Origin of the sequence: Serratia nevei, from assembly GCF_024160145.1 — a bacterium.
Classification (GTDB): Bacteria; Pseudomonadota; Gammaproteobacteria; order Enterobacterales; family Enterobacteriaceae; genus Serratia; species Serratia nevei_A.
This window is the reverse complement of the sequence record NZ_JAMYWQ010000005.1, coordinates 155,929-177,886: the sequence shown is the minus strand read 5'-3', so window position 1 is coordinate 177,886 and position 21,958 is coordinate 155,929. Positions and strand designations below refer to the sequence as shown.

Genomic DNA, 21,958 nt, shown 5'->3' with positions numbered 1-21,958 from the left:
GGGTGTGGTGAAATTGATAATGCCAAGAGCCTGGGAAAGTTCCATTTTAAGGGTCCATGACGATGCCATGGACCCTTTGTACAGCAACCACAGGATCGGTCAATTGATCCTTAAACGATCGGCATTAGGCCTATTGCCGGCCTTTCTTTTGGGCGTTTGCCGCGTCAGGGCTGTTTGGCTTTCTGCTTCTCTTCTTTCAGCTTGTGCTCCAGCTCCACCAACTGTTCCGGCGACACGGCGGGGTAGCCCTGGGCGTCTTCCGGCACGGTGTGCATGGCGGAGATCGGGATCAGCGGGCCGAGGAAGCGCGGTTCGCGCTTGAGGATGTACAGATCGGTCAGCGCGCCCAGGCGGGCGAAGATCTCGCGGGCGCGCACCGTCATCATGTCTTTCGGCGACGGCACCGCGTAGCACTGCGCCTGAATGCCCATGTGCAGGGCGATGAACAGCGCGCGCTCGCAGTGGAAGCGTTGGGTGATGATGATGAAGTCGTTGGTGTCGAACACCTTGCGGGTGCGCACGATGGAATCCAGGGTGCGGAAGCCGGCGTAGTCCAGCACGATATCGCTCGGCGCCACGCCGGCGGCGATCAGATCGCGGCGCATGGTCATCGGCTCGTTATAGCTTTGTTGAGCGTTGTCGCCGCTCAGCAGCAGGTATTTCACCTTGCCGCTGTTATAGGCGTTGATCGCCCCCTGAATGCGGTAACGGTAGTACTGGTTGATCACCCCGGTGCGGTAATACTTGGCGGTGCCGAGCACCACGCCGACCTGGCGGTGCGGCAATTCCTGCAGTTCGTCGTAGACGTAAGGCGCGGTTTTCCAGCTGATCCAGCGATCGAGCGCAATAGCCGAACCCATCAACACCGCAATGATGATGAACAGGCTGATGATCAGGCGTTTCCACATGTTGTTGCCTTACGCGCGCCGGGCTGAAAAAGATGGTTCAAGGCTACTTTACCTGACCGAACGACGCAAGACGCGAACCGCCTGAAGCACGCGCAACGCCGCATTTTTAGGCGGTTTTGCCGCACAAAAAAGCCCGGCGGAGCCGGGCTGGGTCATTTCAGCGCGCCATTTAGAACGAGGTGCGCTTGTAGCTGCGGTACTGCGGCCGCCAGAAGTTGTGCTCGATGGCTTTCGACAGCGCGTCTTCGGAGGTGACGATCGCCACGCCCTGCAGCTGCGCCGCTTTACCCACTTCCATGGCGATGCACTTCGACACGCCCTGAATATCGTCGATATTCGGCAGCAGTGCGCCGTGGCCGTCGGTGGCCAGCGGCGAACAGTCCGCCAGCGCGCGGCTGGCGGCCATCAGCATGGAATCGGTGACGCGGGTTGCGCCGGAGGCCAGCACGCCGAGGCCGATCCCCGGGAAGATATAGGAGTTGTTGCACTGGGCGATCGGGTACAGCTGCTCTTTATAGCTCACCGGCGCGAACGGGCTGCCGGTTGCCACCAGCGCGGCGCCGTCGGTCCAGTTGATGATGTCTTCCGGGCGGGCTTCCACGCGCGAGGTCGGGTTGGACAGCGGCATCACGATAGGACGTTCGCAGTGCTTGTGCATCTCGCGGATCAGCTCTTCGGTAAACAGCCCCGGCTGGCCGGACACGCCGATCAGAATGGTCGGCTTGGCGTTGCGCACCACGTCCAGCAGCGAAATGGCGTCGCTGGCGGTGGCCCAACCGGCCAGGTTGTCGCTCTTCTGCACCAGCTTGCTCTGGAAGTCGAGCAGGTTCGGCAGCTTGTCGGTCAGCAGGCCGAAACGGTCGACCATGAATACGCGGGCGCGCGCTTCGTCTTCGCTCAAGCCTTCGGACTTCATCTGCGCGATGATCTGCTCGGCGATGCCGCAGCCGGCGGAACCGGCGCCGAGGAAGGTGACGGTCTGATCGCGCAGCTGGCTGCCGGCGGCGCGGCTGGCGGCGATCAGGCTACCGAGGGTGACCGCGGCGGTGCCCTGAATGTCATCGTTGAAGCAGCAGATCTCGTCGCGGTAGCGGTTCAGCAGTGGGGTGGCGTTGTTCTGCGCGAAGTCTTCGAACTGCAGCAGCACGTTCGGCCAGCGGCGTTTGACCGCCTGAATAAACTCTTCGACGAAGGCGTGGTACTCCTCGCCGGAGATGCGCGGATGGCGCCAACCCATGTACAGCGGATCGTTGAGGCGCTGCGGGTTGTTGGTGCCGACGTCCAGCACCACCGGCAGGGTGTAGGCCGGGCTGATGCCGCCGCAGGCGGTGTACAGCGACAGCTTGCCGATGGGGATGCCCATGCCGCCGATGCCCTGGTCGCCCAGGCCGAGGATGCGCTCGCCGTCGGTGACCACGATCACCTTGACGTTCTGCTTGGTGGCGTTTTGCAGCATGTCATCGATGCGATCGCGGTTCGGGTAGGAGATGAACAGCCCGCGCGCGCGGCGATAGATATCGGAGAAGTGTTCGCAGGCCTCGCCGACGGTCGGGGTGTAGATGATCGGCATCATCTCGCTCAGGTGTGAATCCAGCAGGCGGTAGAACAGGGTTTCGTTGGTGTCCTGGATATTGCGCAGGTAGATGTGCTTGTCGTTATCGTTCTTGAAATCCTGATACTGACGGTAGGCGCGTTCCACCTGTTCTTCGATGGTTTCCACCGCTTCCGGCAGCAGGCCGTGCAGGTTGAAGTGGCTACGTTCTTCCTCGGTGAAAGCGCTGCCTTTGTTCAGCAGCGGAAATTCCAGCAGAATCGGGCCGGCGTAAGGGATGTAGAGCGGGCGTTTGCTTTCGTATTCTAGTTCCATCAGTTTTACTCTTCACGTATCAGATAACTTTATTGCCGACGATCCTAAGAGATAAAGAGCAGATGTACAGCATTTGTTGCCAGATGATGAACCAGGTTGGCGTAATTATCGACAATCAAATGATTTTTTAACTAAAGAAAGTCTCTCTGGCGGCGTTGGGGCATTGTATTTGGCGGGTGGGGCTGTTAGCGGCGGAACCGGATGGCTCCGCCGTGGTGCGCTTAGAACGCGGCGCGGCTGACGTTTTGGCAGCCCAGTGCCGCCAGCGTGGCGCGGGTGGCGTCCCACTGGCTGAGGATCGCCTCTTGCGGTTCGACCAGCACGGCGCGGCGGATGTTCAGGCAATCGCCGCCGGAGAGGTTCAGCAGGATAAGAGCGGCCTGCAGCGGCGGCAGGCTCGGGTTGAAGGCGGCGTTTTCTGCATAGCGGCCGGCGTAGAGGCTACCGTCCTGCGTTTCCAGCGCCACGCCGCTGTGGGCGTTGCTGTACGGTGCGTGGCTCTGATTGGCCGCCGCCAGCGCCGCCTGCGTCAGCGCATCGTCCAGCGCCAGCCGATGGCCGTGATCGACCTTGTCCATCAGCAGCGAAGCGATATCAAGATCTTTCGGGCCGAAGGCGTCCGGCAGATAGTCCGCCAGCGTGGCCGGCGCGCGGCCCGGCAGACGGATCTGCAGCTCGCCGCCGCTGTTCAGTTCATTCATAAACTGACGGCAGTGGCCGCACGGCGTGTAGTTGACGGTGACCGAGGCCAGCGCTTTTTCGCCGCGCAACCAGGCATGGGTAACCGCGCACTGTTCCGCATGCACGGTTTGCTGCAGCGGTGCGCCGCTGAATTCCATATTGGCGCCGAAATAGAGGTTGCCACTTTGCCCGCGCGCGATGGCGCCGACGTGGAAGTGCGATATCGGGGTTAACGAGCAGGCCGCCGCCAACGGCAGCAGCGCGAATGCCAGCGCGTCATCGTCCAACCCGCAGCCTGTGCGGATCGCCGCCGCTTGCTCGGCCGTGAACATCGCCGGAAAGTCAGGCGCGTCCAGATAGGGCCGCAGGGCGGATTGCAGTGTCGCAGGCAGTGCGCTGAACGCAGTGTGAAAACGCGGATGCATAGAAAGTCTCTCTACAGGTTAACGGGATAACATTCTAGGCAGGCCAGAGACATTAAAGTGTGATTAATGTCTCTTAATTGGTGAAATTAATGCAATGGGATACATAAATGTGAGATGTATCGCAAGTTTCACCGCGTTCAACCGAACAGGTGCAGCAGCACCGGGAACAGGAACGGCGCCAGCAGCGAGGTGATGATGCCGCAGATCACCAGCGCCAGCGAACCGAAGGCGCCCTCCTGGTAGTCCATCTCTGCGCAGCGGGCGGTGCCCAGCGCGTGGGAGGCGGTGCCCATCGCCAGACCGCGCGCCGAGTGGGTGGTGATTTTCAGCAGGTTGAACAGCGTATGGCCGAACACGGCGCCGAGGATACCGACGAAAATGACGCAGACCGCGCTGATCGCCGGAATGCCGCCGAGTGAGTCCGCGACGGCCATGGCGATCGGCGTCGTGACCGATTTCGGCAGGATAGAGGCGGCGATTTCCGGCGTGGCGCCCAGCCACAGGGCGATGGCACCACCGCTGATCATGGCGGTCAGGCTGCCGATGAAGCACACCGCGATAATCGACTTCCAGCGCGCGCGGATCTGGTGCAGCTGTTCATACAGCGGGAAGGCCAGTGCGACGACCGCCGGCTGCAGCAGGTCGTTGAGGATTTTGCTGCCGAGGAAGTAGCGCTCATAGGGGATGCCGGTGAGCAGCAGCAGCGGGATGATCACCGCCATGGAAACCAGCAGCGGGTTGAGCAGCGGCATGTTCAGCTTGCGCGCCAGCCAGCGCGCGGCGAAATAGACCGCCAGCGTCAGCGGCAGCGACCACCAGATTTCATGGATCATGGGTTGCCCTCCTTGTCGTCGGGCTTGCCGGCGATGCGGCGCTCGCGATGAAAATAGTGTGAGGTATAGCCGACCACCACCAGTACCATCAGCGTGCTGATCAGGCAAGAGATAACCAACGGGCCCAGATGCGCCACAATTTGGTCGTAGTATTTCATCACCCCGACGCCGATCGGCACGAACAGCAGCACCATGTAACGGATCAGCAAATGGCAGCCGGGTTTAACCCATTTGGCCGGCAGGATCTGGGTGGAGAGCAGCGCGAACAGCAGCAGCATGCCGATGATACTGCCGGGAATGGCGAACGGTAGCAGCGCCGCCAGCGCGTTGCCAACGAACAGACAAAGGTAGATGAGGAGCAGGGCCCTCAGGTATTTCCAGCACAGTGTGAGCACGTTGGCCATGGTTTTTTCCCGTTTAACTGACGTATTCATCATACAATTAAACTGTGAGCCATGCCACAGATCGCACCATGAATTCTCGCTATGGCCACTATGCCCGATCGGCGGGTTGACAGCCCGCATCGGCTGTTGCTTGCGGGATCAGCGCGCGTCCTCGGCGGTTGCCGCCGCGTGTTCTGCCAGCCGGTGGCCGAGGAAGAAAAACAGCAGGCTGAGCAGCGCGCAAACGATCAGCATCACGAACATCAACGGCGGCGCGGCATAGCTGAGCAGCATCCCGCACAGCACCGGGTTGATGGCGCCGCCCAGCGCGCTGAGGTTCTGTACCCCATAGTAGCTGCCTTTCAGGTGCGGCGGCGCGATAAAGTCGATGAACATGTATTCCACCGGAATAACGATGATCTCACCCAGGGTAAACACCGCCATCGCCGCCAGCCACAGCCAGACTGCCTGGCCGGCCATCATAAAACCGAGCAGCCCGACGATGAAAAATAGCGTGCCCAGCGCCAGCCAGCGCAGCATGTTTTCCTGGCGCATGCCGCGGCTGAGCAGGTATTGCAGGGCGATGACGATGCCGGCGTTGACGATCATCACCAGCCCGATGATTTTGTAGGCGAACTCGGCGCTGGAGACGGTGATCAGGTACTGCGACAGATAGCCGGTGAACTGACCGAACACCACCGCGCCCAGAGTGCTGCCGAGGGTAAAGTAGATCAGCCGCCGATCGCTCTGCAAGATGGTCAGCGTCTGACGGAAGTTGGGCAGCGCAGCCGGCGCGGTTGGCGTTGGGCGCTGTTCCCGGCCGCGCAAGCGCAGGCTCAGCGCCGCCACCGTCGCCAGCGCCAATCCGCCCGACAGGTAAAATGGCAGCAGCGGATTAAGGCCGGCCACCAGAACGCCGAGCGAAGAACCGATCGCCCAACCCACGTTGACCAGCGTGTAGTTGATTGAGAAGGCCTTAATGCGCAGCTCGACCGGCAGCCAGTCGGCGAAGCAGGCTTTGATGGTGATGCTCAGCACCGAATAACAGGTATGCAGGATCGCCAGCACCACGATCGCGCCGCCGGGGCGCGGGATCCAGGGAAGGGCAAAGAAGCTCAGCGCAAACAATAAAATCGACAGCAGGATCAGGCGGTTTTTGCTGAATTTGTCTGCCAGATAGCCGCCGTACAGGCTGGCAAGGATGCCAATGGCGAGGCTGACGCCCAGGATCCCCCCCACGCTCTTCGGCAGCAGTTGGAAATGTTCGGTAAGGTAGATGGTGATGAACGGCAGCGTCACGCCGCGACCGATGGTCAATACCAGCGAACTGGCCAGCAGCACGTTGATCAGCGAGGGGAATCCCTTCATTCGAAACCTGTTTATGCATACAGTTATTGGGCGATGCAGATAACATAGCGTATTTTGGCGGGGACGGAAGGGGGAAGCCGATAATTAGTTGAAAAACAGAGGCTGCGTCGGCAGCCTCGTCAAAAACAGCATTATTTGCCGTGTTCGGCCTGCAGCGTAGCGAACCACGGCTGAACGAAGTCGCTGCTGCTGCCCCAGCCGGGGATGATCTTCGCCAGCCCGGCGACGTTGACCGGCCCCGGCTGTGCCAGCAACAGCGCCTGTGGAATGACCGTCGCTTGAAATTGATAGCTGTCCGGCGTGCTTTCACCGGCGATCTTGTTGGCCACCAGGCGCAGGTTGACTGCGCCGATAAGTTTCGGATCCACCGCCACGCTGATCTGCCACGGGCTGCCGGCTTCGCGCATCAGCTGCAAGTCCTGGTTGGAGATATCGATGCTGTACAGTTTGATTTCGGTGCGGCCGTTTTCTTTCAAAGCCTTGTAAGCGCCCTGGGTAAAGGCGTCCCAGGTGCCCCAGATGGCGTCGATCTTGCCTTTCGGGTATTTCGCCAATATCGCGCCCACCTTGTTGGCGGTATCGCCCTGTACGTCGGAAGAGACTGCGCCGATCGATTCCAGCTCATGAATGCCCGGATGCTGTTTCAGCAGCTGCTGATAAGCGGCCTGGCGGCGTTCCATCGGCGGGAAGCCGGCCACCCAGAGCTTGATGATGTTGGCCTGGCCGTTGAAATCCTTCACCAACTGGCCGAAGGAGGCGTTGGCCAGAGAAGCGTCGTCCTGCTGCGAGACGGTGACGCCGGGAACGCTGCCGCTGACGTCGGTATCGAAAGCCGCGACGGCGATGCCGGCCGCCGCGATGCGTCTGACCAGATCGGTGGAATAGGGGGCTCGCCCCTGCGAGAGAATGATGCCGTCATATTTCTGGCTGATAGCCTGGTTGACGAAGTCCTGGAAGCGCGCGTCGTCGCCGTTGCTGAGGAAGGTGTCCACCTTGAAGCCCAGCTTGCGCCCTTCCTGAATGGCACCTGCCAAAAATTGCGTGGTGTTGTCGTCGGATCCGAGATTGCGGATCACCGCGATGCGCACCGGCCCCTGATGCTGGGCGATGGCGGCCGGCACGGCGGCGTTTTCCGCCGCCTGCAACGGCAGGGCGGCCAGCAGGCTGAGGGCGAGCAGCGAAGTCTTGAGGTTTTTCATTATTATAGGCTCCAAAAAAGCAGGGAAACGATCCTGGTCAGGGTCTGTTATAGCAGTCTTTCTGTCTGGACGTCTATTTGTTGTTGCGAAGCATCATAGCGGGATGTGGCAGGCGAGGGAATCAGAGCGGTTATGACTTTTTCTTACTGTTTATAACGTTGGGTTTGAGGCATTAAAAAAGGGCCGAGCAAGCTCGACCCTCGATGTTATGCGGCCGGCGCGGTTACTTGACCTGCATGCCTGGCTGTGCGCCGCTGTCCGGGCTCAGCAGGAAGATCTCTTTCCCGCCAGGGCCTGCAGCCATCACCATGCCTTCCGAAACGCCGAAGCGCATTTTACGCGGTGCCAGGTTGGCGACCATGATGGTCAGACGGCCTTCCAGCGCTTTCGGATCCGGGTAAGCGGAGCGAATGCCGGAGAAGATCTGGCGCGATTCGCCGCCCAGATCCAACTGCAGCTTCAGCAGCTTGTCGGAGCCTTCGACAAAGTCGGCGCTCTTGATCAGAGCGATGCGCATGTCCACCTTGGCGAAGTCGTCGAAGGTGATGGTTTCCTGGATCGGATCGTCGGCCAATGGACCGGTCACCGGCTTGGCGGCGGCCATGTCTTCCTTCGAGGCGTTGACCATCTCGCTGACCTTGTCCAGATCGATGCGGTTGAACAGCGCTTTGAACGCGTTGACCTGATGGCCCAGCAGCGGCTGCGGAATGGCGTCCCAGCTCAGCTCTGCGTTGAGGAACGCTTCGGCGCGTTCGGTCAGCGAAGGCAGCACCGGCTTCAGGTAAGTCATCAGCACGCGGAACAGGTTGATGCCCATCGAGCAGATGGCCTGCAGATCGGCGTCGCGGCCCTCTTCCTTTGCCACCACCCAAGGTGCCTGCTCATCCACGTAGCGGTTGGCCAAATCGGCCAGCGCCATGATCTCGCGGATCGCGCGGCTGAACTCGCGGCCGGCGTAAGCCTCGGCGATGCTCTGCGCCGCGTCGACGAAGGTCTGGTACAGCGCCGGATCGGCCAGGCTGTCGGCCAGCTTGCCGCCGAAGCGCTTGTTGATAAAGCCGGCGTTGCGCGAAGCCAGGTTCACTACCTTGTTGACGATGTCGGCGTTCACGCGCTGCACGAAGTCTTCCAGATTGAGATCGATGTCATCAATGCGCGAAGAGAGCTTGGCGGCGTAGTAATAGCGCAGGCAGTCGGCGTCCAGATGCTGCAGGTAGGTGCCGGCCTTGATGAAGGTGCCGCGCGATTTGGACATCTTGGCGCCGTTCACCGTCACATAGCCGTGCACGAACAGGTTGGTCGGTTTGCGGAAGTTGCTGCCTTCCAGCATCGCCGGCCAGAACAGGCTGTGGAAGTAGACGATGTCCTTGCCGATAAAGTGATACAGCTCGGTGGCGGAGTCTTTGCGCCAGAACTCGTCGAAGTTCAGATCGCCACGCTTGTCGCACAGGTTCTTGAAGGAGCCCATGTAGCCGATCGGCGCGTCCAGCCAGACGTAGAAGTATTTGCCCGGCGCATCCGGGATCTCGAAGCCGAAGTAAGGCGCATCGCGGGAGATGTCCCACTGCTGCAGGCCGGATTCGAACCACTCCTGCATCTTGTTCGCCACTTGCTCTTGCAGCGCGCCGGAGCGCGTCCACGCCTGCAGCATTTCGCTGAAGGCCGGCAGGTCGAAGAAGAAGTGCTCGGAGTCACGCATCACCGGCGTTGCGCCGGAAACCACGGACTTCGGATCGATCAGTTCCGTCGGGCTGTAGGTGGCGCCGCACACTTCGCAGTTGTCGCCGTACTGATCCGGCGATTTGCATTTCGGGCAGGTGCCCTTCACGAAGCGATCCGGCAGGAACATGCCTTTCTCCGGATCGTACAGCTGAGAAATGGTGCGGTTCTTGATAAAACCGTTTTCTTTCAGGCGGCTGTAAATCAGGGTGGACAGCTCACGGTTTTCATCGCTATGGGTCGAATGGTAGTTGTCATAGCTGATGCCAAAGCCGGCGAAATCCTGTTGGTGCTCCTGGCTCATCTCCGCGATCATTTCTTCCGGTTTCACACCCAGCTGCTGCGCTTTCAGCATGATCGGCGTGCCGTGCGCGTCGTCCGCGCAGATGAAATGCACTTCGTGGCCGCGCATTCGTTGGTAACGCACCCAGATATCCGCCTGGATGTGCTCGAGCATGTGGCCGAGATGGATGGAACCATTTGCGTACGGTAGCGCGCACGTCACCAATAATTTTTTCGCGACTTGAGCCATAGTGAGAACTTGCTTTCTGTAATGAATAAAAGGGCCTTCGATGTTAACCGATCGCGCCCTTCGCTGCTAGGGCGGTTTCTTACAGGTTATACGCGCCAGCCGCCGGGCAGTTCTGATATGCTTAGCCGGAAGCTACCCATTCAAAATCAAGGAGCCGGGATGAACGCTAAATCCCCTGAGCAGACCAACCCCGAAGTTCTGCGCGCCCTGGTGACCGGTGTACTGGCCGCCTTTGAACACCCGACGTTGAAAAACAATCTGACTGCGCTGAAGGCCATTCATCACTGCGCGTTGCTGGACGATGTGCTGCATATCGAACTGACGATGCCGTTTGCCTGGCAGAGCGGCTTTGACGCGCTGCAGGCGAGCGTCGGCCCCGAGTTGCTGCGCGTGACCGGCGCTTCCGCCATCGACTGGAAGCTGAAACACGACATCACGACGCTGAAGCGCGCCAACGGCCAGGCCGGCATCAAAGGCGTGCGCAACATCATCGCCGTCAGCTCCGGCAAGGGCGGGGTGGGGAAATCCAGCACCGCCGTGAACCTGGCGCTGGCGCTGGCCGCCGAAGGGGCTAAGGTCGGCATTCTGGACGCCGACATTTACGGCCCGTCGATCCCCAACATGCTAGGCACCGAACATGAACGGCCAACCTCGCCGGACGGGCAGCACATGGCGCCGATCGTGGCGCACGGCCTGGCGACCAACTCCATCGGTTATCTGGTGACCGACGACAACGCGATGGTGTGGCGCGGCCCGATGGCCAGCAAGGCGCTGATGCAACTGCTGCAAGATACGCTGTGGCCGGATCTGGATTACCTGGTGCTGGACATGCCGCCGGGCACCGGCGACATTCAGCTGACGCTGTCGCAGAACATTCCGGTGACCGGCGCGCTGGTGGTCACCACGCCGCAGGATATTGCCTTGCTGGACGCCGCCAAGGGCATCGTGATGTTCGAGAAAGTGCATGTGCCGGTATTGGGTATCGTAGAGAACATGAGCGTGCACATCTGCAGCAACTGCGGCCACCATGAGCCGATCTTCGGCACCGGCGGCGCCGAGAAGCTGGTGCAGAAATACCACAGCCGTCTGCTGGGGCAGATGCCGCTGCATATCTCGCTGCGCGAAGACCTGGATCGCGGTGCGCCGACGGTGATCAGCCGCCCGGACAGCGAGTTCGCCGAGATGTATCGCCAGCTCGCCGGCCGCGTGGCCGCGCAGATGTATTGGCAGGGTGAGGCGATCCCGACGGAGATCGCGTTCCGCGCGCTGTAATCTGCCCATGGCAATGCAAGAACCCGGCTCAGGCGCCGGGTTTTTTTATGGGATGCGGGTAGGGTTGTGCAAATCCGCACGGGTATAAGGACGTTCGATTTGCGCCAGCGTTTTGGCGATATGCTCCAGCAATCCCTGGGTCGGAGCCGGCTGCCGCTGCCCCATCAGCGCCAACGGCAAGGCCAGTGCGATGACGAATTGCGGCCACGAGAGATGCGGACGCGTTTTATTGCGCTGCAACCACAGAAACAGCGCGCTGGCCAGGTAGCCCAGAATCAGCCCGCCGAGCACCTCGGATACCGAGTGCACGCGAATTTCCAGCCGCGACACGCCGATGGTGAAAGGCAATATCCAGCCGGTCAGCAAAGCGATGCTGCGCACCGGGTGGGAAAATCGGCCGGCCAATGCCCAGAGCAGCGGTGGCCAGATGCTGGCGGCGAGCGCCGAATGGCCGCTGAATCCGGTGAAATCATAGCGCTCGCTGCCGATGCCCCAGCCCATAAAGGCCAGTTTGGACAGGCAGACCACCCCACCGGTGAAGCCGAAGAGCAGCGCCCACTGCCAGCCCGCCGCGCGGGTGGCGGGAGAGATTAACAGCAACAAAAAAAGAATCAGCGCGCAGGGCAGCAGCAGCATGCTGTCGCCAAAAAAAGTCAGGAAATACCAATCCAGCACATCAATCTCCGATGAAAGGCTGCGGGGAGCATAAGTCAGCTCGGGAGTGTAACCTGTTGCCGCCCATTGCCCTAGCCGTGAGATTCTTAAAATGCCGCATGGCCGTTAGGGCGCGATAGCCTGAATTCGCAGCGCAGCCGCGCAATATACAGTGGCGCAAACCCCGCCGACTCCCTATAATTGTCGCGTTTTAGTTCCCCCCTTCACATTACGAAATCAGGTCTTTAATTTTATGACTGACAATCCGCATCAGTGCGTCATTATTGGTATAGCTGGCGCATCTGCCTCCGGAAAAAGCCTTATCGCCAGCACGTTGTACCGTGAACTCCGTGAGCAAGTCGGCGATGAGCACATCGGCGTTATTCCAGAAGACAGTTACTATAAAGACCAGACTCACCTGACCATGGAAGAACGGGTCAAAACCAACTATGACCACCCGAGCGCCATGGATCACAACCTGCTGTTCCAGCATTTGCAGATGCTGAAGGCCGGCAAGGCGATCGAACTGCCGCTTTACAGCTACACCGAGCACACGCGCAAGAAAGAAACCGTCCACCTGGAACCTAAAAAAGTGATCATCCTGGAAGGGATCTTGTTGCTGACGGATATCCGTTTGCGCCAGGAGATGAACTTCTCGATCTTTGTCGACACGCCGCTGGATATCTGCCTGATGCGCCGCATGAAGCGCGACGTCAACGAGCGCGGCCGCTCGATGGATTCGGTGATGGCGCAATACCAGAAAACCGTGCGCCCGATGTTCCTGCAGTTTATTGAACCTTCCAAACAATACGCCGATATCATCGTCCCGCGCGGCGGCAAGAACCGCATCGCGATCGATATTCTGAAAGCCAAAATCAGCCAATTCTTTGAATAATGCCGCGTAATGGCCGGAAATGTGCATTTCCGGCCGGTGGCCAACTATTTGCACCCCGGCGTAGACCTTTCGCCCGTTGTGTGGCAATTTTTGTTTAGTAACGCGTTTTGATGGAGAAGAAAGACATGAGACTGTGCGACCGCGATATAGAAGCCTGGCTGGATAGCGAGAAACTGGTGATCTCCCCGCGCCCGCCGCTTGAGCGCATCAACGGGGCCACAGTAGATGTCCGTTTGGGCAATCAGTTCCGCGTGTTCCGCGGCCATACTGCGCCTTTTATCGATCTTAGCGGGCCGAAAGATGAAGTCAGCGCCGCGCTGGATCGCGTGATGAGTGACGAGATTGTCTTGCCGGAAGGCGAGGCGTTCTTCCTCCATCCCGGCGAACTGGCCCTGGCGGTGACGTTCGAATCCGTGACGCTGCCGAACGATCTTGTGGGCTGGCTCGATGGCCGTTCTTCTCTGGCGCGTTTGGGGTTGATGGTCCACGTGACCGCGCACCGTATCGATCCGGGCTGGCATGGGCGCATCGTGCTGGAGTTTTACAACTCCGGCAAGCTGCCGCTGGCGCTGCGGCCGGGGATGCTGATCGGCGCCTTGAGCTTCGAGCCGTTGTCCGGCCCGGCGGCCCGGCCATACAACAGCCGGCAGGACGCGAAATATCGCGATCAGCAGGGCGCTGTCGCCAGTCGAATCGACAAGGACTAACGGCGCGGGATGCACCGTCGATGTGGCGTTGACAAGAGGGTGGCATGAGAAGATTACTGACGACGTTGGCGATTTTACTGGTGGTCGTGGTGGCGGGGATGTCCGCGCTGGTCCTGCTGGTGAATCCGAATGATTTTCGCGGTTACATGGTCAAAAAGGTCGAGCAGAAGAGTGGCTATCAACTGACGCTCGAAGGCGATCTGCGTTGGCATATCTGGCCGCAGCTCAGCATTTTGGCCGGGCGCATGACGCTGACCGCGCCAGGCGCCGAGACGCCGGTGGTGAGTGCGGAAAACATGCGCCTCGACGTCAAACTGCTGCCGCTGCTGTCGCATCAGCTGTTTGTGAAACAGGTGATGCTGAAAAACGCCGTTATTCGCCTGACGCCGGACAGCGAAGAACACTCGCAGGTAGACGCGCCGATCGCGCCGGCCGGCAGCGGCGCTGACGCGGCAGACGCGTCCTGGAAGTTCGACATCGATAACCTGCAGATTGTTGATAGCCTGCTGATTTGGCAGCGCGCCGACAATGAGCAAATCAATGTGCGGGACATCAATCTCACCCTGCAGCAGACGGCAAAACGGCAGGTGCAGCTGGAGCTTTCCAGCCGGGTCAACCGCGATCAGCGCGACCTGACTTTCAGCATGGCGGCCAATGTCGATTTGCAGCAGTTCCCACGTCAGATCGGCACCAAGGTAACCCGGTTCAATTATCAACTGGCGGGCGCGGATATTCTGAATGGCGGCATTCAGGGGGAGGGCAATGCACAGGTGGTCTACCAGCAGACGCCGGCGCAGATTGCCGTCAGCCAGCTGAACGTCAGCGCCAATAACAGCCAGTTGACCGGCGATATCAGCGCCAGCCTGGGGGCGGTGCCCGATTATGTGGTGAACCTCAAGTCGGCCAACCTCGATCTCGACGCGCTTTCCGGTTGGCAATCCAGCAGCAATGCCACCGAGCAGCCCGCCGTGACCGCCGCGCCGGTGATCGCCAGCCAGGTTGACGATCGGCAGCAGAATTTAGAGGCGCTGCGCGATTTCAATGCGCAGTTGAATCTGCAGGCGGCGCAGTTGACCTATCGCGGTATGAACGTCACCCAGTTGGCCGTCGCGGCAGATAATCAACGCGGCCTGCTGACGCTGCATAAACTTGCCGGGCAATTGACCGGCGGTGATTTCTCCTTGCCGGGATCGCTGGACGCGCGCGGTAATAAAGTGGTGATAAACGTGCAGCCGACGCTGAACCAGGTTGAGCTGGGCACGGTGCTCAAAGCATTCGATATGCCGCAGATGTTGACCGGCAAATTCAGCATGAAAGGCGATTTGACCGGCGATCGCCTGGCGCCGCAGTCCTTTGAACGCCGCTGGCGCGGTACGGCGCAGTTGGCGATGCAGGATGCTCAACTGCACGGCCTGAACATTCAGCAACTGATCCAGCAGGCGGTGACGCGCAATGATAACAGCGTGCGCGGGCAAGACAGCTATCAGCGCTATACCGAAGTCAAAAGCGTGTCGGCGCAGGCCAGCCTGAGCCAGGGCACGATCACGCTCAGCGGCCTGACGGCGGATTCGCCATTGCTGGCGCTGACCGGTGCCGGCAGCATCAATATGCCGGGCAAACAGTGTGACATGGCGCTCAATGTGCGCGTCACCGGCGGTTGGCAAGGCCGCGGCGAGCTGATCGAACAACTGCAGAAGACGCCGATCCCGCTGCGCGTCTACGGGCCGTGGCAACGGCTGAATTACCAATTGCAGGTCGATCAGGTGCTGCGCAAAACGCTGCAGGATCGGGCCAAGGATGCGTTGAACAAGTGGGCTGAAAAGAACAAGGATTCGCGCGAAGGCCAGGATCTGAAAAAGCTGCTCGACAAGCTGTAATCCCCTCTGACGCGGGCCGCCTTTTGGCCCGCGTCAATATCGATGTTTCCCGCGATAATTTCCCTCCGTTACCTTGATGAAGGTCATGAAGGCCCGCGCTCAGTTTGTGCAGAGTAAGGGCTATTCCGCGATTGCGATGCGCTTGGGCGCCGCGAAAACATGACGAGTTGAGGAAACATGATAGAACTTCTTATTGGCGCCGCCGTAGCGGCGGGCGTGGGCCGTTACATTATCAAGGGGTATTCCGCCACCGGCGTATTGATGGTGGGCGGGTTGCTGCTGCTCGGCATCAGCGCCCTGATGGGGAAAACGTTGTTGCCCGCCAGCGCCGCGTCTACCGGCTGGCGCGCGACCGATATCATCGAATACGTCAAGATCCTGCTGATGAGCCGCGGCGGCGATCTCGGCATGATGATCATGATGCTGTGCGGCTTCGCCGCTTACATGACGCATATCGGCGCCAACGACGTGGTCGTTAAACTGGCCTCGCGCCCGCTGCAGATGATCAACTCGCCTTACCTGCTGATGGTGGCGGCATACTTTGTCGCGTGCCTGATGTCATTAGCGGTCTCTTCCGCCACCGGCCTCGGCGTGTTGCTGATGGCGACGCTATTCCCGCTGATGGTGAATGTCGGCATCAGCCGTGGCGCGGCGGCGGCTATCTGCGCCTCGCCGGCGGCGATTATTCTGGCGCCGACCTCCGGTGACGTGGTGTTGGCGGCCAAGGCGGCGGAGATGCCGCTGGTGGACTTCGCGTTCAAAACCACGCTGCCGATCTCGATTGCCGCCATCGTCTGCATGGCCGTGGCGCACTTTTTCTGGCAGCGTTATCTCGACAGAAAAAGCAATGAGCAGCATCACATCATGGACGTCAGCGAAATCAAAACTCACGCCCCGGGGTTCTATGCGATATTGCCGTTCACGCCAATCCTCGGCGTATTGATCTTCGACGGCAAATGGGGCCCGGAGCTGCACATTATTACCGTGCTGGTCGGGTGCATGCTGTTGGCGGCCGTGATCGAGTTCGTGCGCAGTTTCAGCGCCAAACAGGTATTCAGCGGCCTGGAAGTGGCCTATCGCGGCATGGCGGATGCTTTCGCCGGCGTGGTCATGCTGTTGGTGGCCGCGGGCGTCTTCGCGCAAGGGTTGAGCACCGTCGGCTTTATCAGCGGGTTGATCGGGCTGGCGCAGTCGTTCGGCACGGGTGGGTTGATCATGATGCTGGTGCTGGTGGTGATCACCATGCTGGCGGCCATGACCACCGGCTCCGGCAATGCGCCGTTCTATGCGTTTGTCGAACTGATCCCGAAACTGGCGGCGCAGATGGGGGTGAATCCGGCTTATCTGGTGATCCCGATGCTGCAGGCGTCTAACCTCGGCCGCACGCTGTCGCCGGTCTCCGGTGTGGTGGTGGCGGTTTCCGGGATGGCGAAAATCTCACCGTTCGACGTGGTGAAACGCACTTCGGTACCGGTGATCGTCGGGTTGGTGGTGGTGATCGCGGCGACGGAGTTGCTGGTTCCCCAGTAAAAGAAAGGCCGGGCGATGCCCGGCCTCAATGCTAAACCTCGTAGTCCTCCGGTGGGGGAGGCGGGGTGATCTTCACTTTCAGAATGCGGTGGCTGTTGACCTCCAACGGCTCAAACTGGTAGTCACCGATCTTGATCTGTTCGCCTTCCTGCGGCACACGCTGGCTGTGCTCCATCAGCAGCCCCGCCAGCGTATGGTATTCGCGTTTTTCCGCCAGCGGCAGCGGCAGGTACAGCACCAGGTCTTCCAGCGGCATATAGCCGTTGGCGATCCAGCTACCGTCCTCGATTTGCCGAATGTCATGGCGGGCATCCACCTCTTCGCCTGCCTCCGGCAGGTTGCCGGCGATGGTTTCCATCACGTCCGTCAGGGTGACGATACCTTCGACGGAGCCGAACTCGTCGACTACAAAGGCAAAGTGCGTCTGCGCCTGGCGGAATTGCTCCAGGGCGCTTAACAGCGTGAGCTGCTCCGGGAAGATCAGCGGTTGACGTATCAGCGCACGCAGATCCAGCGGCGCCTGCGCCAGCTGCTGTTTGAGGACGTCGATGGTGTGGATCACACCCAGCGGCTCATCGCTGGCGCTGCTTTCCACCACCACGATGCGCGTGTGCTGATTGCGCTCCAGCAATTGCGTCAGCTTTTCCTGCGGATCGTTCAGCTCAAGGTATTCGACGTCGTGACGCGAGGTCATGATGCTGCTGACCGTGCGTTGCGCCATGCCCAGCACGCGTTCGATCATGCGCCGCTCTTGCTGATTGAAGATCTCGCCGTTTTCGCTGTCGCTGTCGGCCAGCAGGTTGGCCGAATGGCTGTCGACCTCCGCTTCTTCATGTTTGCCGCTCAGCATGCGCAGCACCGCTTCGGCAGTGCGCTCGCGCAGCGGCCGCACCTTCGACAGGAAGCGACGGCGGTTGAACTGCGCCAGCTGGTTCAATGCCTCGATCATCACCGAGAAGCCGATCGCCGCGTAGAGGTAGCCTTTCGGAATGTGATAGCCAAAACCTTCAGCCACCAGGCTGAAGCCAATCATCAGTAGGAAGCTCAGACACAGGATAACGATGGTCGGGTGCGCGTTGACGAAGCGCGTCAGCGGCTTGCTGGCCAGCAGCATCAGGCCGATGGCGATACAGACCGCGATCATCATCACCGCCAGATGGTCGACCATGCCGACCGCGGTGATCACCGAGTCGAGCGAGAAGACGGCGTCCAGCACCACGATCTGCGCTACCACCGGCCAGAAACGCGCGCCTTTGCGTGTGCCGTGTTGCTCTTCATCCTTGCCCTCCAGCCGTTCGTTCAGTTCCATCGTGGCCTTGAACAGCAGGAATATCCCGCCGATCAGCATGATCAGATCGCGGCCGCTGAAGGGGTGCTCCGCGACGATGAACATTGGCTTGGTCAACGTCGCCAGCCACGAGATGGAGGCGAGCAGCGCCAGGCGCATCAGCAGCGCCAGCATCAGGCCGACGACGCGAGCCTTATCCCTTTGTTGTTTTGGTAGTTTGTCCGCCAGAATGGCGATGAAGACAAGGTTGTCTATACCCAGAACGATTTCCAGCACGACCAATGTGGCCAGGCCGGCCCAAATTGTTGGATCAGCGATCCATTCCATACGCCCAATTTCACCTGTAAGTTCTACGGCTTATGCCGCACGGGAATGATGGGCGCTGAGGCGGCAAAATTCAACTTTAAAACGGTAATGAATACGTTTTTAGGACGTTGTTATGCCGGCTGCGACGGAGCATTTAGGGTGTGGATAAAGCCCTACATAAACTTTTATGCGGCAGAGGACGTTGGATTGAGGATAAATAACGATTTTTATGCTGAGAGAGAGAGAATGCCCGATAAAGTGGTTAATTTTTTTATATGAAAATCAATTTGTTGTGAAGGATTTTTGATTCCATGCCCAGCGGCTCAGCCCGCCTATAGTAGTCTTATTCTGAAAAGGACTCGCCGGGGGGATCTTAGGCTTGTGTCGATAGGACAATAGTATAAGAATCCTAGTTATGAAATGTGGGAAAACGATAAGATCTGGTTATAAAAAGACCAGTTTTTTTTATGATTATGTGGACTGTTTTTACAGAAACAGTGCGGTAAGGATCTCTATTTATAGGGAAGTGTGATATCGATTTAATCGATAGCCTGGGTGAGCTTGATTCAGTGCTTTGGTAGCTGTAAGCCAAGGGCGGTAGCATAGGAAGAATAATGGAAAGGTTAAAAGGTATTCTTTCAACTTATTGACTTTAAAGAAAAAATTATAGATTTTACCCTCAGTCATCTGGTGCTTATGCAGGATGGTTTCCTCAGACGCTTTCACCGCTGTTGACGAAAGTGTTTTCAGTATTTCTTTTCGCCAGGCACAACAGGTTAATCGCAAGCGCTGAGTTAAACATGTCAAGGTCGTCATAAAAACTGGCATTTCGCGTTCCTGTCGTTGCCCTCTCGTGATTATTTGAGAGAGGGCAAATGTTTTCCGTATATAAAATTCTGATGCATTTACCATAGCGATTAAAACTTAATGGAAAAACTGAAAGAAAAAACGACCAGAGGTTTAAAATGGAGTGCGCTGGAAAGGGTGATGGCGCAAGGGGTACAGCTTTGCGTCATGCTGATTTTGGCTCGAATACTGGGGCCGACATCGTTTGGTTTAGTGGGCATGTTGGCGGTGTTTATTGCCGTGGCCCAGGTTTTTGTCGATAGTGGTTTCAGTGCCGCGTTGATACGTAAACCGGAACGTACTGAGGCTGATGTCGCGACCACTTTCTACTTCAATATTACGATCTCGTTGGTTTGCTACGCCGTATTGTATTTCAGTGCGGACAGCGTGGCCAGATTCTATAATCAGGCTGAGCTTTCTTTATTGCTGAAAGTTCTGGGGCTCGCCGTTATCTTCAACTCCTTCTTGGTCATTCCCAGAACCAATTTAACGATCGCGATGGATTTTAAATCGCAAGCGAAAATCTCGATTTTAAGTGTGTTGGTGAGCGGAACGATCGCCTTGTTTCTGGCCTGGAAAGGATACGGCGTATGGGCTTTGGTCGCACAGACCTTGCTGGCATCGCTGACCAGCGTAGTGATGTACAATATTATCTCACCATGGAAACCTAAAGATAAATTTTCTTTTCAATCATTTCGTTATCTGTTTGGGTTTGGCAGCAAGCTGCTGTGTTCTTCACTACTGGAAACGGTCTACAACAACATTTATCAGCTGATTATCGGCAAGCATTTTTCACCAAACTATGTCGGGCAGTTCACGCAGGCAAACCAGCTTGCAAGTGTGCCGGCAATGACAGCGACAACCGTGATCCAACGGGTGACTTTTCCGATGTTTAGCCACATGCAAAACACCCCGGATAAGATGGATCAGGCATACTTGTTGACCTTGAAACTGGCAGCATTTGTTATTTTTCCTCTCTTGTCCATATTGTCTGTCGCTTCGACACCGCTGCTGACCTGGATATTGGGCGAAAAGTGGATTTACGCCTCTCATCTATTGTCTATTTTGTGTATTGGCTACCTGCTCTATCCCATTCATGCGATAAACTTGAACATATTGCAGGTCAAAGGACGATCGGATCTTTTTCTCAAACTTGAGGTGATTAAGAAAGTCTTAGGCGTGGCGATCTTGTTGGTGACGATGCAAATCAGTATCACTGCGATGTGTATCGGCATTGTGATTCACTCGTATATTGCCTTGATTATCAATACGTACTACACCAGCCAACTGACGCAGATTGGCCAACTGATCCAATTTAAAGCTTTGTGGTCACTGTGGTTGGGGGCCATCGTGAGTGCGGGATGCGCGTTTTACCTTAATCGGGTGTTTAGCTTCTCGTTACCCGCCGAGATCGTTATCGCTATTTTTATGCCGGCAATTCTCTATTTAATTTATTCGGTGTTGTTTCAGAGAGATTTGTTGAAGACTATTTTCACTGCGGTGAAGAAATAAACTCAAGATAAGGATTAGCATGAAAAAAAATATTCCTGTAACACAACCATTTCTTCCGGAACTTGGTGAGTTTGTTCCTTATCTGGAAGAAATTTGGTCAAATCGTTGGCTAACAAATAATGGTCCATTCCATCAACGACTGGAAAGTGAACTTTGTGACTACCTGGGCGTTGAACACATATCTCTGTTCAATAATGCAACCATTGCTTTGATTACGGCACTTCAGGCATTGCGTATCTCCGGCGAAGTGATTACCACGCCTTATTCCTTTGTTGCAACTGCACATTCCATTCTTTGGAATGGTCTGACACCTGTTTTTGTCGATATTGATAGCGACAGCTACAACATCGATCCTAAAAAGATTGAGGCGGCAATCACGCCCCGAACCTCTGCAATTATGCCTGTGCATTGCTATTCTAATCCTTGCGATGTTGAAGAGATTCAAAAAATTGCCGACAACTATGGTCTAAAAGTTATTTACGATGCAGCACACGCGTTTGGCATCAATTACAAAGGCGAAAGTTTGTTGAAGTATGGCGATCTTTCTATACTGAGCTTCCATGCAACGAAAGTATTCAATACTTTCGAAGGAGGGGCGATCATTAGCCCTGATGCGAAAACCAAGCAACGAGTTGATCGTCTGAAAAACTTTGGTATCGCTGATGAACTGACGGTGACGGCCCCCGGGATTAACGGGAAAATGAGTGAAATCAATGCTGCGTTTGGTTTGGTTCAACTGAAATATATCGATCACGCAATCGATAAACGCAAAGCGGTTGATAAAAAATACCGTGAAGAATTGTCGAAAGTAAAGGGTATCACGCTCTCAACATTGTCCTCTGATGCCAACAGCAATCATTCATACTTCCCGATTCTGATTGAGAAAGAGTTTCCTCTGAGCCGGGATGAACTCTATGATAAATTAAAGAATAACAACATTCTTTCCCGTAAGTATTTCTATCCGTTAATCAGCAACATGCCAATGTATCGCGGTTATGCGTCGGCTGCGCCCGAAAATTTGAAGCATGCCAATACCATTTCTAATAAAGTGTTGTGCTTGCCTATTTTTGATACGCTGGAGGCAGACGATCTGGATTTGATAATTGCTCTGATCAAGCAATGCTAGTTGGGTGAGGGCTCGTTTGCCGAACGCTGT

General features: G+C 57.5%; 17 protein-coding genes. 7 read left to right on the top strand and 10 right to left on the bottom strand.

Going from position 1 to position 21,958, the window contains the following annotated elements; all coding sequences use genetic code 11:
* Window positions 1-164 precede the first annotated feature (164 nt).
* The 8 genes from sanA to metG all read right to left on the bottom strand — a co-directional run bounded on the left by sanA (window position 165) and on the right by metG (window position 9,915).
* The gene (gene sanA, locus M6G53_RS06340; protein WP_004938948.1) at window positions 165-908 is read right to left on the bottom strand and encodes an outer membrane permeability protein SanA; all 744 of its coding nucleotides are present in this window, start codon (window positions 906-908) and stop codon (window positions 165-167) included.
* A gap of 169 nt (window positions 909-1,077) precedes the next feature.
* Window positions 1,078-2,775: an NAD-dependent malic enzyme gene (locus M6G53_RS06335; RefSeq protein ID WP_253329865.1), complete on the bottom strand. Its 1,698-nt coding sequence runs from the start codon at window positions 2,773-2,775 to the stop codon at window positions 1,078-1,080.
* A 221-nt stretch (window positions 2,776-2,996) separates the two neighbouring features.
* A complete protein-coding gene (gene cdd, locus M6G53_RS06330; protein WP_253329863.1) occupies window positions 2,997-3,881 on the bottom strand; it encodes a cytidine deaminase in 885 nt (294 codons plus the stop codon).
* 137 nt (window positions 3,882-4,018) lie between these two features.
* Window positions 4,019-4,714: a CidB/LrgB family autolysis modulator gene (locus M6G53_RS06325; protein WP_060421514.1), complete on the bottom strand. Its 696-nt coding sequence runs from the start codon at window positions 4,712-4,714 to the stop codon at window positions 4,019-4,021.
* Complete coding sequence (locus M6G53_RS06320; RefSeq protein ID WP_253329861.1) at window positions 4,711-5,118, bottom strand: CidA/LrgA family protein; 408 nt, start codon at window positions 5,116-5,118, stop codon at window positions 4,711-4,713. Before M6G53_RS06320 ends, M6G53_RS06325 begins: the two co-directional genes overlap by 4 nt.
* Window positions 5,119-5,256: 138 nt before the next feature.
* Window positions 5,257-6,465, bottom strand: a complete 1,209-nt coding sequence (locus M6G53_RS06315) for an MFS transporter (RefSeq protein WP_253329858.1) — start codon at window positions 6,463-6,465, stop codon at window positions 5,257-5,259.
* A 131-nt stretch (window positions 6,466-6,596) separates the two neighbouring features.
* Window positions 6,597-7,664: a sugar ABC transporter substrate-binding protein gene (locus tag M6G53_RS06310; protein ID WP_253329856.1), complete on the bottom strand. Its 1,068-nt coding sequence runs from the start codon at window positions 7,662-7,664 to the stop codon at window positions 6,597-6,599.
* A gap of 223 nt (window positions 7,665-7,887) precedes the next feature.
* Window positions 7,888-9,915 carry a methionine--tRNA ligase gene (gene metG / locus M6G53_RS06305; protein WP_253329854.1) on the bottom strand — a complete coding sequence of 676 codons (2,028 nt, stop codon included), beginning with the start codon at window positions 9,913-9,915 and terminating at the stop codon, window positions 7,888-7,890.
* 159 nt (window positions 9,916-10,074) lie between these two features.
* Here metG and apbC point away from each other — a divergent pair, with 159 nt between their 5' ends.
* A complete protein-coding gene (gene apbC, locus M6G53_RS06300; RefSeq protein ID WP_253329852.1) occupies window positions 10,075-11,187 on the top strand; it encodes an iron-sulfur cluster carrier protein ApbC in 1,113 nt (370 codons plus the stop codon).
* A gap of 45 nt (window positions 11,188-11,232) precedes the next feature.
* Here apbC and M6G53_RS06295 read toward each other — a convergent pair whose 3' ends face one another.
* Complete coding sequence (locus M6G53_RS06295) at window positions 11,233-11,862, bottom strand: phosphatase PAP2 family protein (protein WP_253329850.1); 630 nt, start codon at window positions 11,860-11,862, stop codon at window positions 11,233-11,235.
* A gap of 232 nt (window positions 11,863-12,094) precedes the next feature.
* On the opposite strand from M6G53_RS06295, the gene udk reads away from it, so the two are divergent.
* From udk to dcuC, 4 genes are all read left to right on the top strand, one after another.
* A complete protein-coding gene (gene udk, locus M6G53_RS06290) occupies window positions 12,095-12,736 on the top strand; it encodes a uridine kinase (RefSeq protein WP_004938922.1) in 642 nt (213 codons plus the stop codon).
* Between the two features lie 125 nt (window positions 12,737-12,861).
* The gene (dcd, locus tag M6G53_RS06285; protein WP_004938917.1) at window positions 12,862-13,443 is read left to right on the top strand and encodes a dCTP deaminase; all 582 of its coding nucleotides are present in this window, start codon (window positions 12,862-12,864) and stop codon (window positions 13,441-13,443) included.
* Window positions 13,444-13,487: 44 nt separating this feature from the next.
* The gene (asmA, locus tag M6G53_RS06280; RefSeq protein WP_253329848.1) at window positions 13,488-15,320 is read left to right on the top strand and encodes an outer membrane assembly protein AsmA; all 1,833 of its coding nucleotides are present in this window, start codon (window positions 13,488-13,490) and stop codon (window positions 15,318-15,320) included.
* 177 nt (window positions 15,321-15,497) lie between these two features.
* Window positions 15,498-16,850: an anaerobic C4-dicarboxylate transporter DcuC gene (gene dcuC / locus M6G53_RS06275; RefSeq protein WP_253329845.1), complete on the top strand. Its 1,353-nt coding sequence runs from the start codon at window positions 15,498-15,500 to the stop codon at window positions 16,848-16,850.
* A gap of 31 nt (window positions 16,851-16,881) precedes the next feature.
* On the opposite strand, the gene M6G53_RS06270 is transcribed toward dcuC, so the two are convergent.
* Window positions 16,882-18,465 (bottom strand): TerC family protein, encoded by a 1,584-nt coding sequence (locus M6G53_RS06270; protein ID WP_253329843.1) that lies wholly within the window; start codon window positions 18,463-18,465, stop codon window positions 16,882-16,884.
* A 906-nt stretch (window positions 18,466-19,371) separates the two neighbouring features.
* Between M6G53_RS06270 and M6G53_RS06265 the strand changes: the two genes are divergently transcribed.
* Both M6G53_RS06265 and vioA read left to right on the top strand, forming a co-directional pair.
* Window positions 19,372-20,802, top strand: coding sequence for a lipopolysaccharide biosynthesis protein (locus M6G53_RS06265; protein WP_253329841.1), 1,431 nt, complete (start codon window positions 19,372-19,374; stop codon window positions 20,800-20,802).
* 19 nt (window positions 20,803-20,821) lie between these two features.
* Entirely contained in the window at window positions 20,822-21,928 is a 1,107-nt protein-coding gene (gene vioA / locus M6G53_RS06260) for a dTDP-4-amino-4,6-dideoxy-D-glucose aminotransferase VioA (protein ID WP_253329839.1), read from the top strand.
* The last annotated feature ends 30 nt before the right edge of the window (window positions 21,929-21,958 follow it).

Bases quoted from the DNA above. Each gene is read 5' to 3' on its own strand.
- sanA (WP_004938948.1), bottom strand. From the start codon at position 908: ATGTGGAAACGCCTGATCATCAGCCTGTTCATCATCATTGCGGTGTTG.
- M6G53_RS06335 (WP_253329865.1), bottom strand. From the start codon at position 2,775: ATGGAACTAGAATACGAAAGCAAACGCCCGCTCTACATCCCTTACGCC.
- cdd (WP_253329863.1), bottom strand. From the start codon at position 3,881: ATGCATCCGCGTTTTCACACTGCGTTCAGCGCACTGCCTGCGACACTG.
- M6G53_RS06325 (WP_060421514.1), bottom strand. From the start codon at position 4,714: ATGATCCATGAAATCTGGTGGTCGCTGCCGCTGACGCTGGCGGTCTAT.
- M6G53_RS06320 (WP_253329861.1), bottom strand. From the start codon at position 5,118: ATGGCCAACGTGCTCACACTGTGCTGGAAATACCTGAGGGCCCTGCTC.
- M6G53_RS06315 (WP_253329858.1), bottom strand. From the start codon at position 6,465: ATGAAGGGATTCCCCTCGCTGATCAACGTGCTGCTGGCCAGTTCGCTG.
- M6G53_RS06310 (WP_253329856.1), bottom strand. From the start codon at position 7,664: ATGAAAAACCTCAAGACTTCGCTGCTCGCCCTCAGCCTGCTGGCCGCC.
- metG (WP_253329854.1), bottom strand. From the start codon at position 9,915: ATGGCTCAAGTCGCGAAAAAATTATTGGTGACGTGCGCGCTACCGTAC.
- apbC (WP_253329852.1), top strand. From the start codon at position 10,075: ATGAACGCTAAATCCCCTGAGCAGACCAACCCCGAAGTTCTGCGCGCC.
- udk (WP_004938922.1), top strand. From the start codon at position 12,095: ATGACTGACAATCCGCATCAGTGCGTCATTATTGGTATAGCTGGCGCA.
- dcd (WP_004938917.1), top strand. From the start codon at position 12,862: ATGAGACTGTGCGACCGCGATATAGAAGCCTGGCTGGATAGCGAGAAA.
- asmA (WP_253329848.1), top strand. From the start codon at position 13,488: ATGAGAAGATTACTGACGACGTTGGCGATTTTACTGGTGGTCGTGGTG.
- dcuC (WP_253329845.1), top strand. From the start codon at position 15,498: ATGATAGAACTTCTTATTGGCGCCGCCGTAGCGGCGGGCGTGGGCCGT.
- M6G53_RS06270 (WP_253329843.1), bottom strand. From the start codon at position 18,465: ATGGAATGGATCGCTGATCCAACAATTTGGGCCGGCCTGGCCACATTG.
- M6G53_RS06265 (WP_253329841.1), top strand. From the start codon at position 19,372: ATGGAAAAACTGAAAGAAAAAACGACCAGAGGTTTAAAATGGAGTGCG.
- vioA (WP_253329839.1), top strand. From the start codon at position 20,822: ATGAAAAAAAATATTCCTGTAACACAACCATTTCTTCCGGAACTTGGT.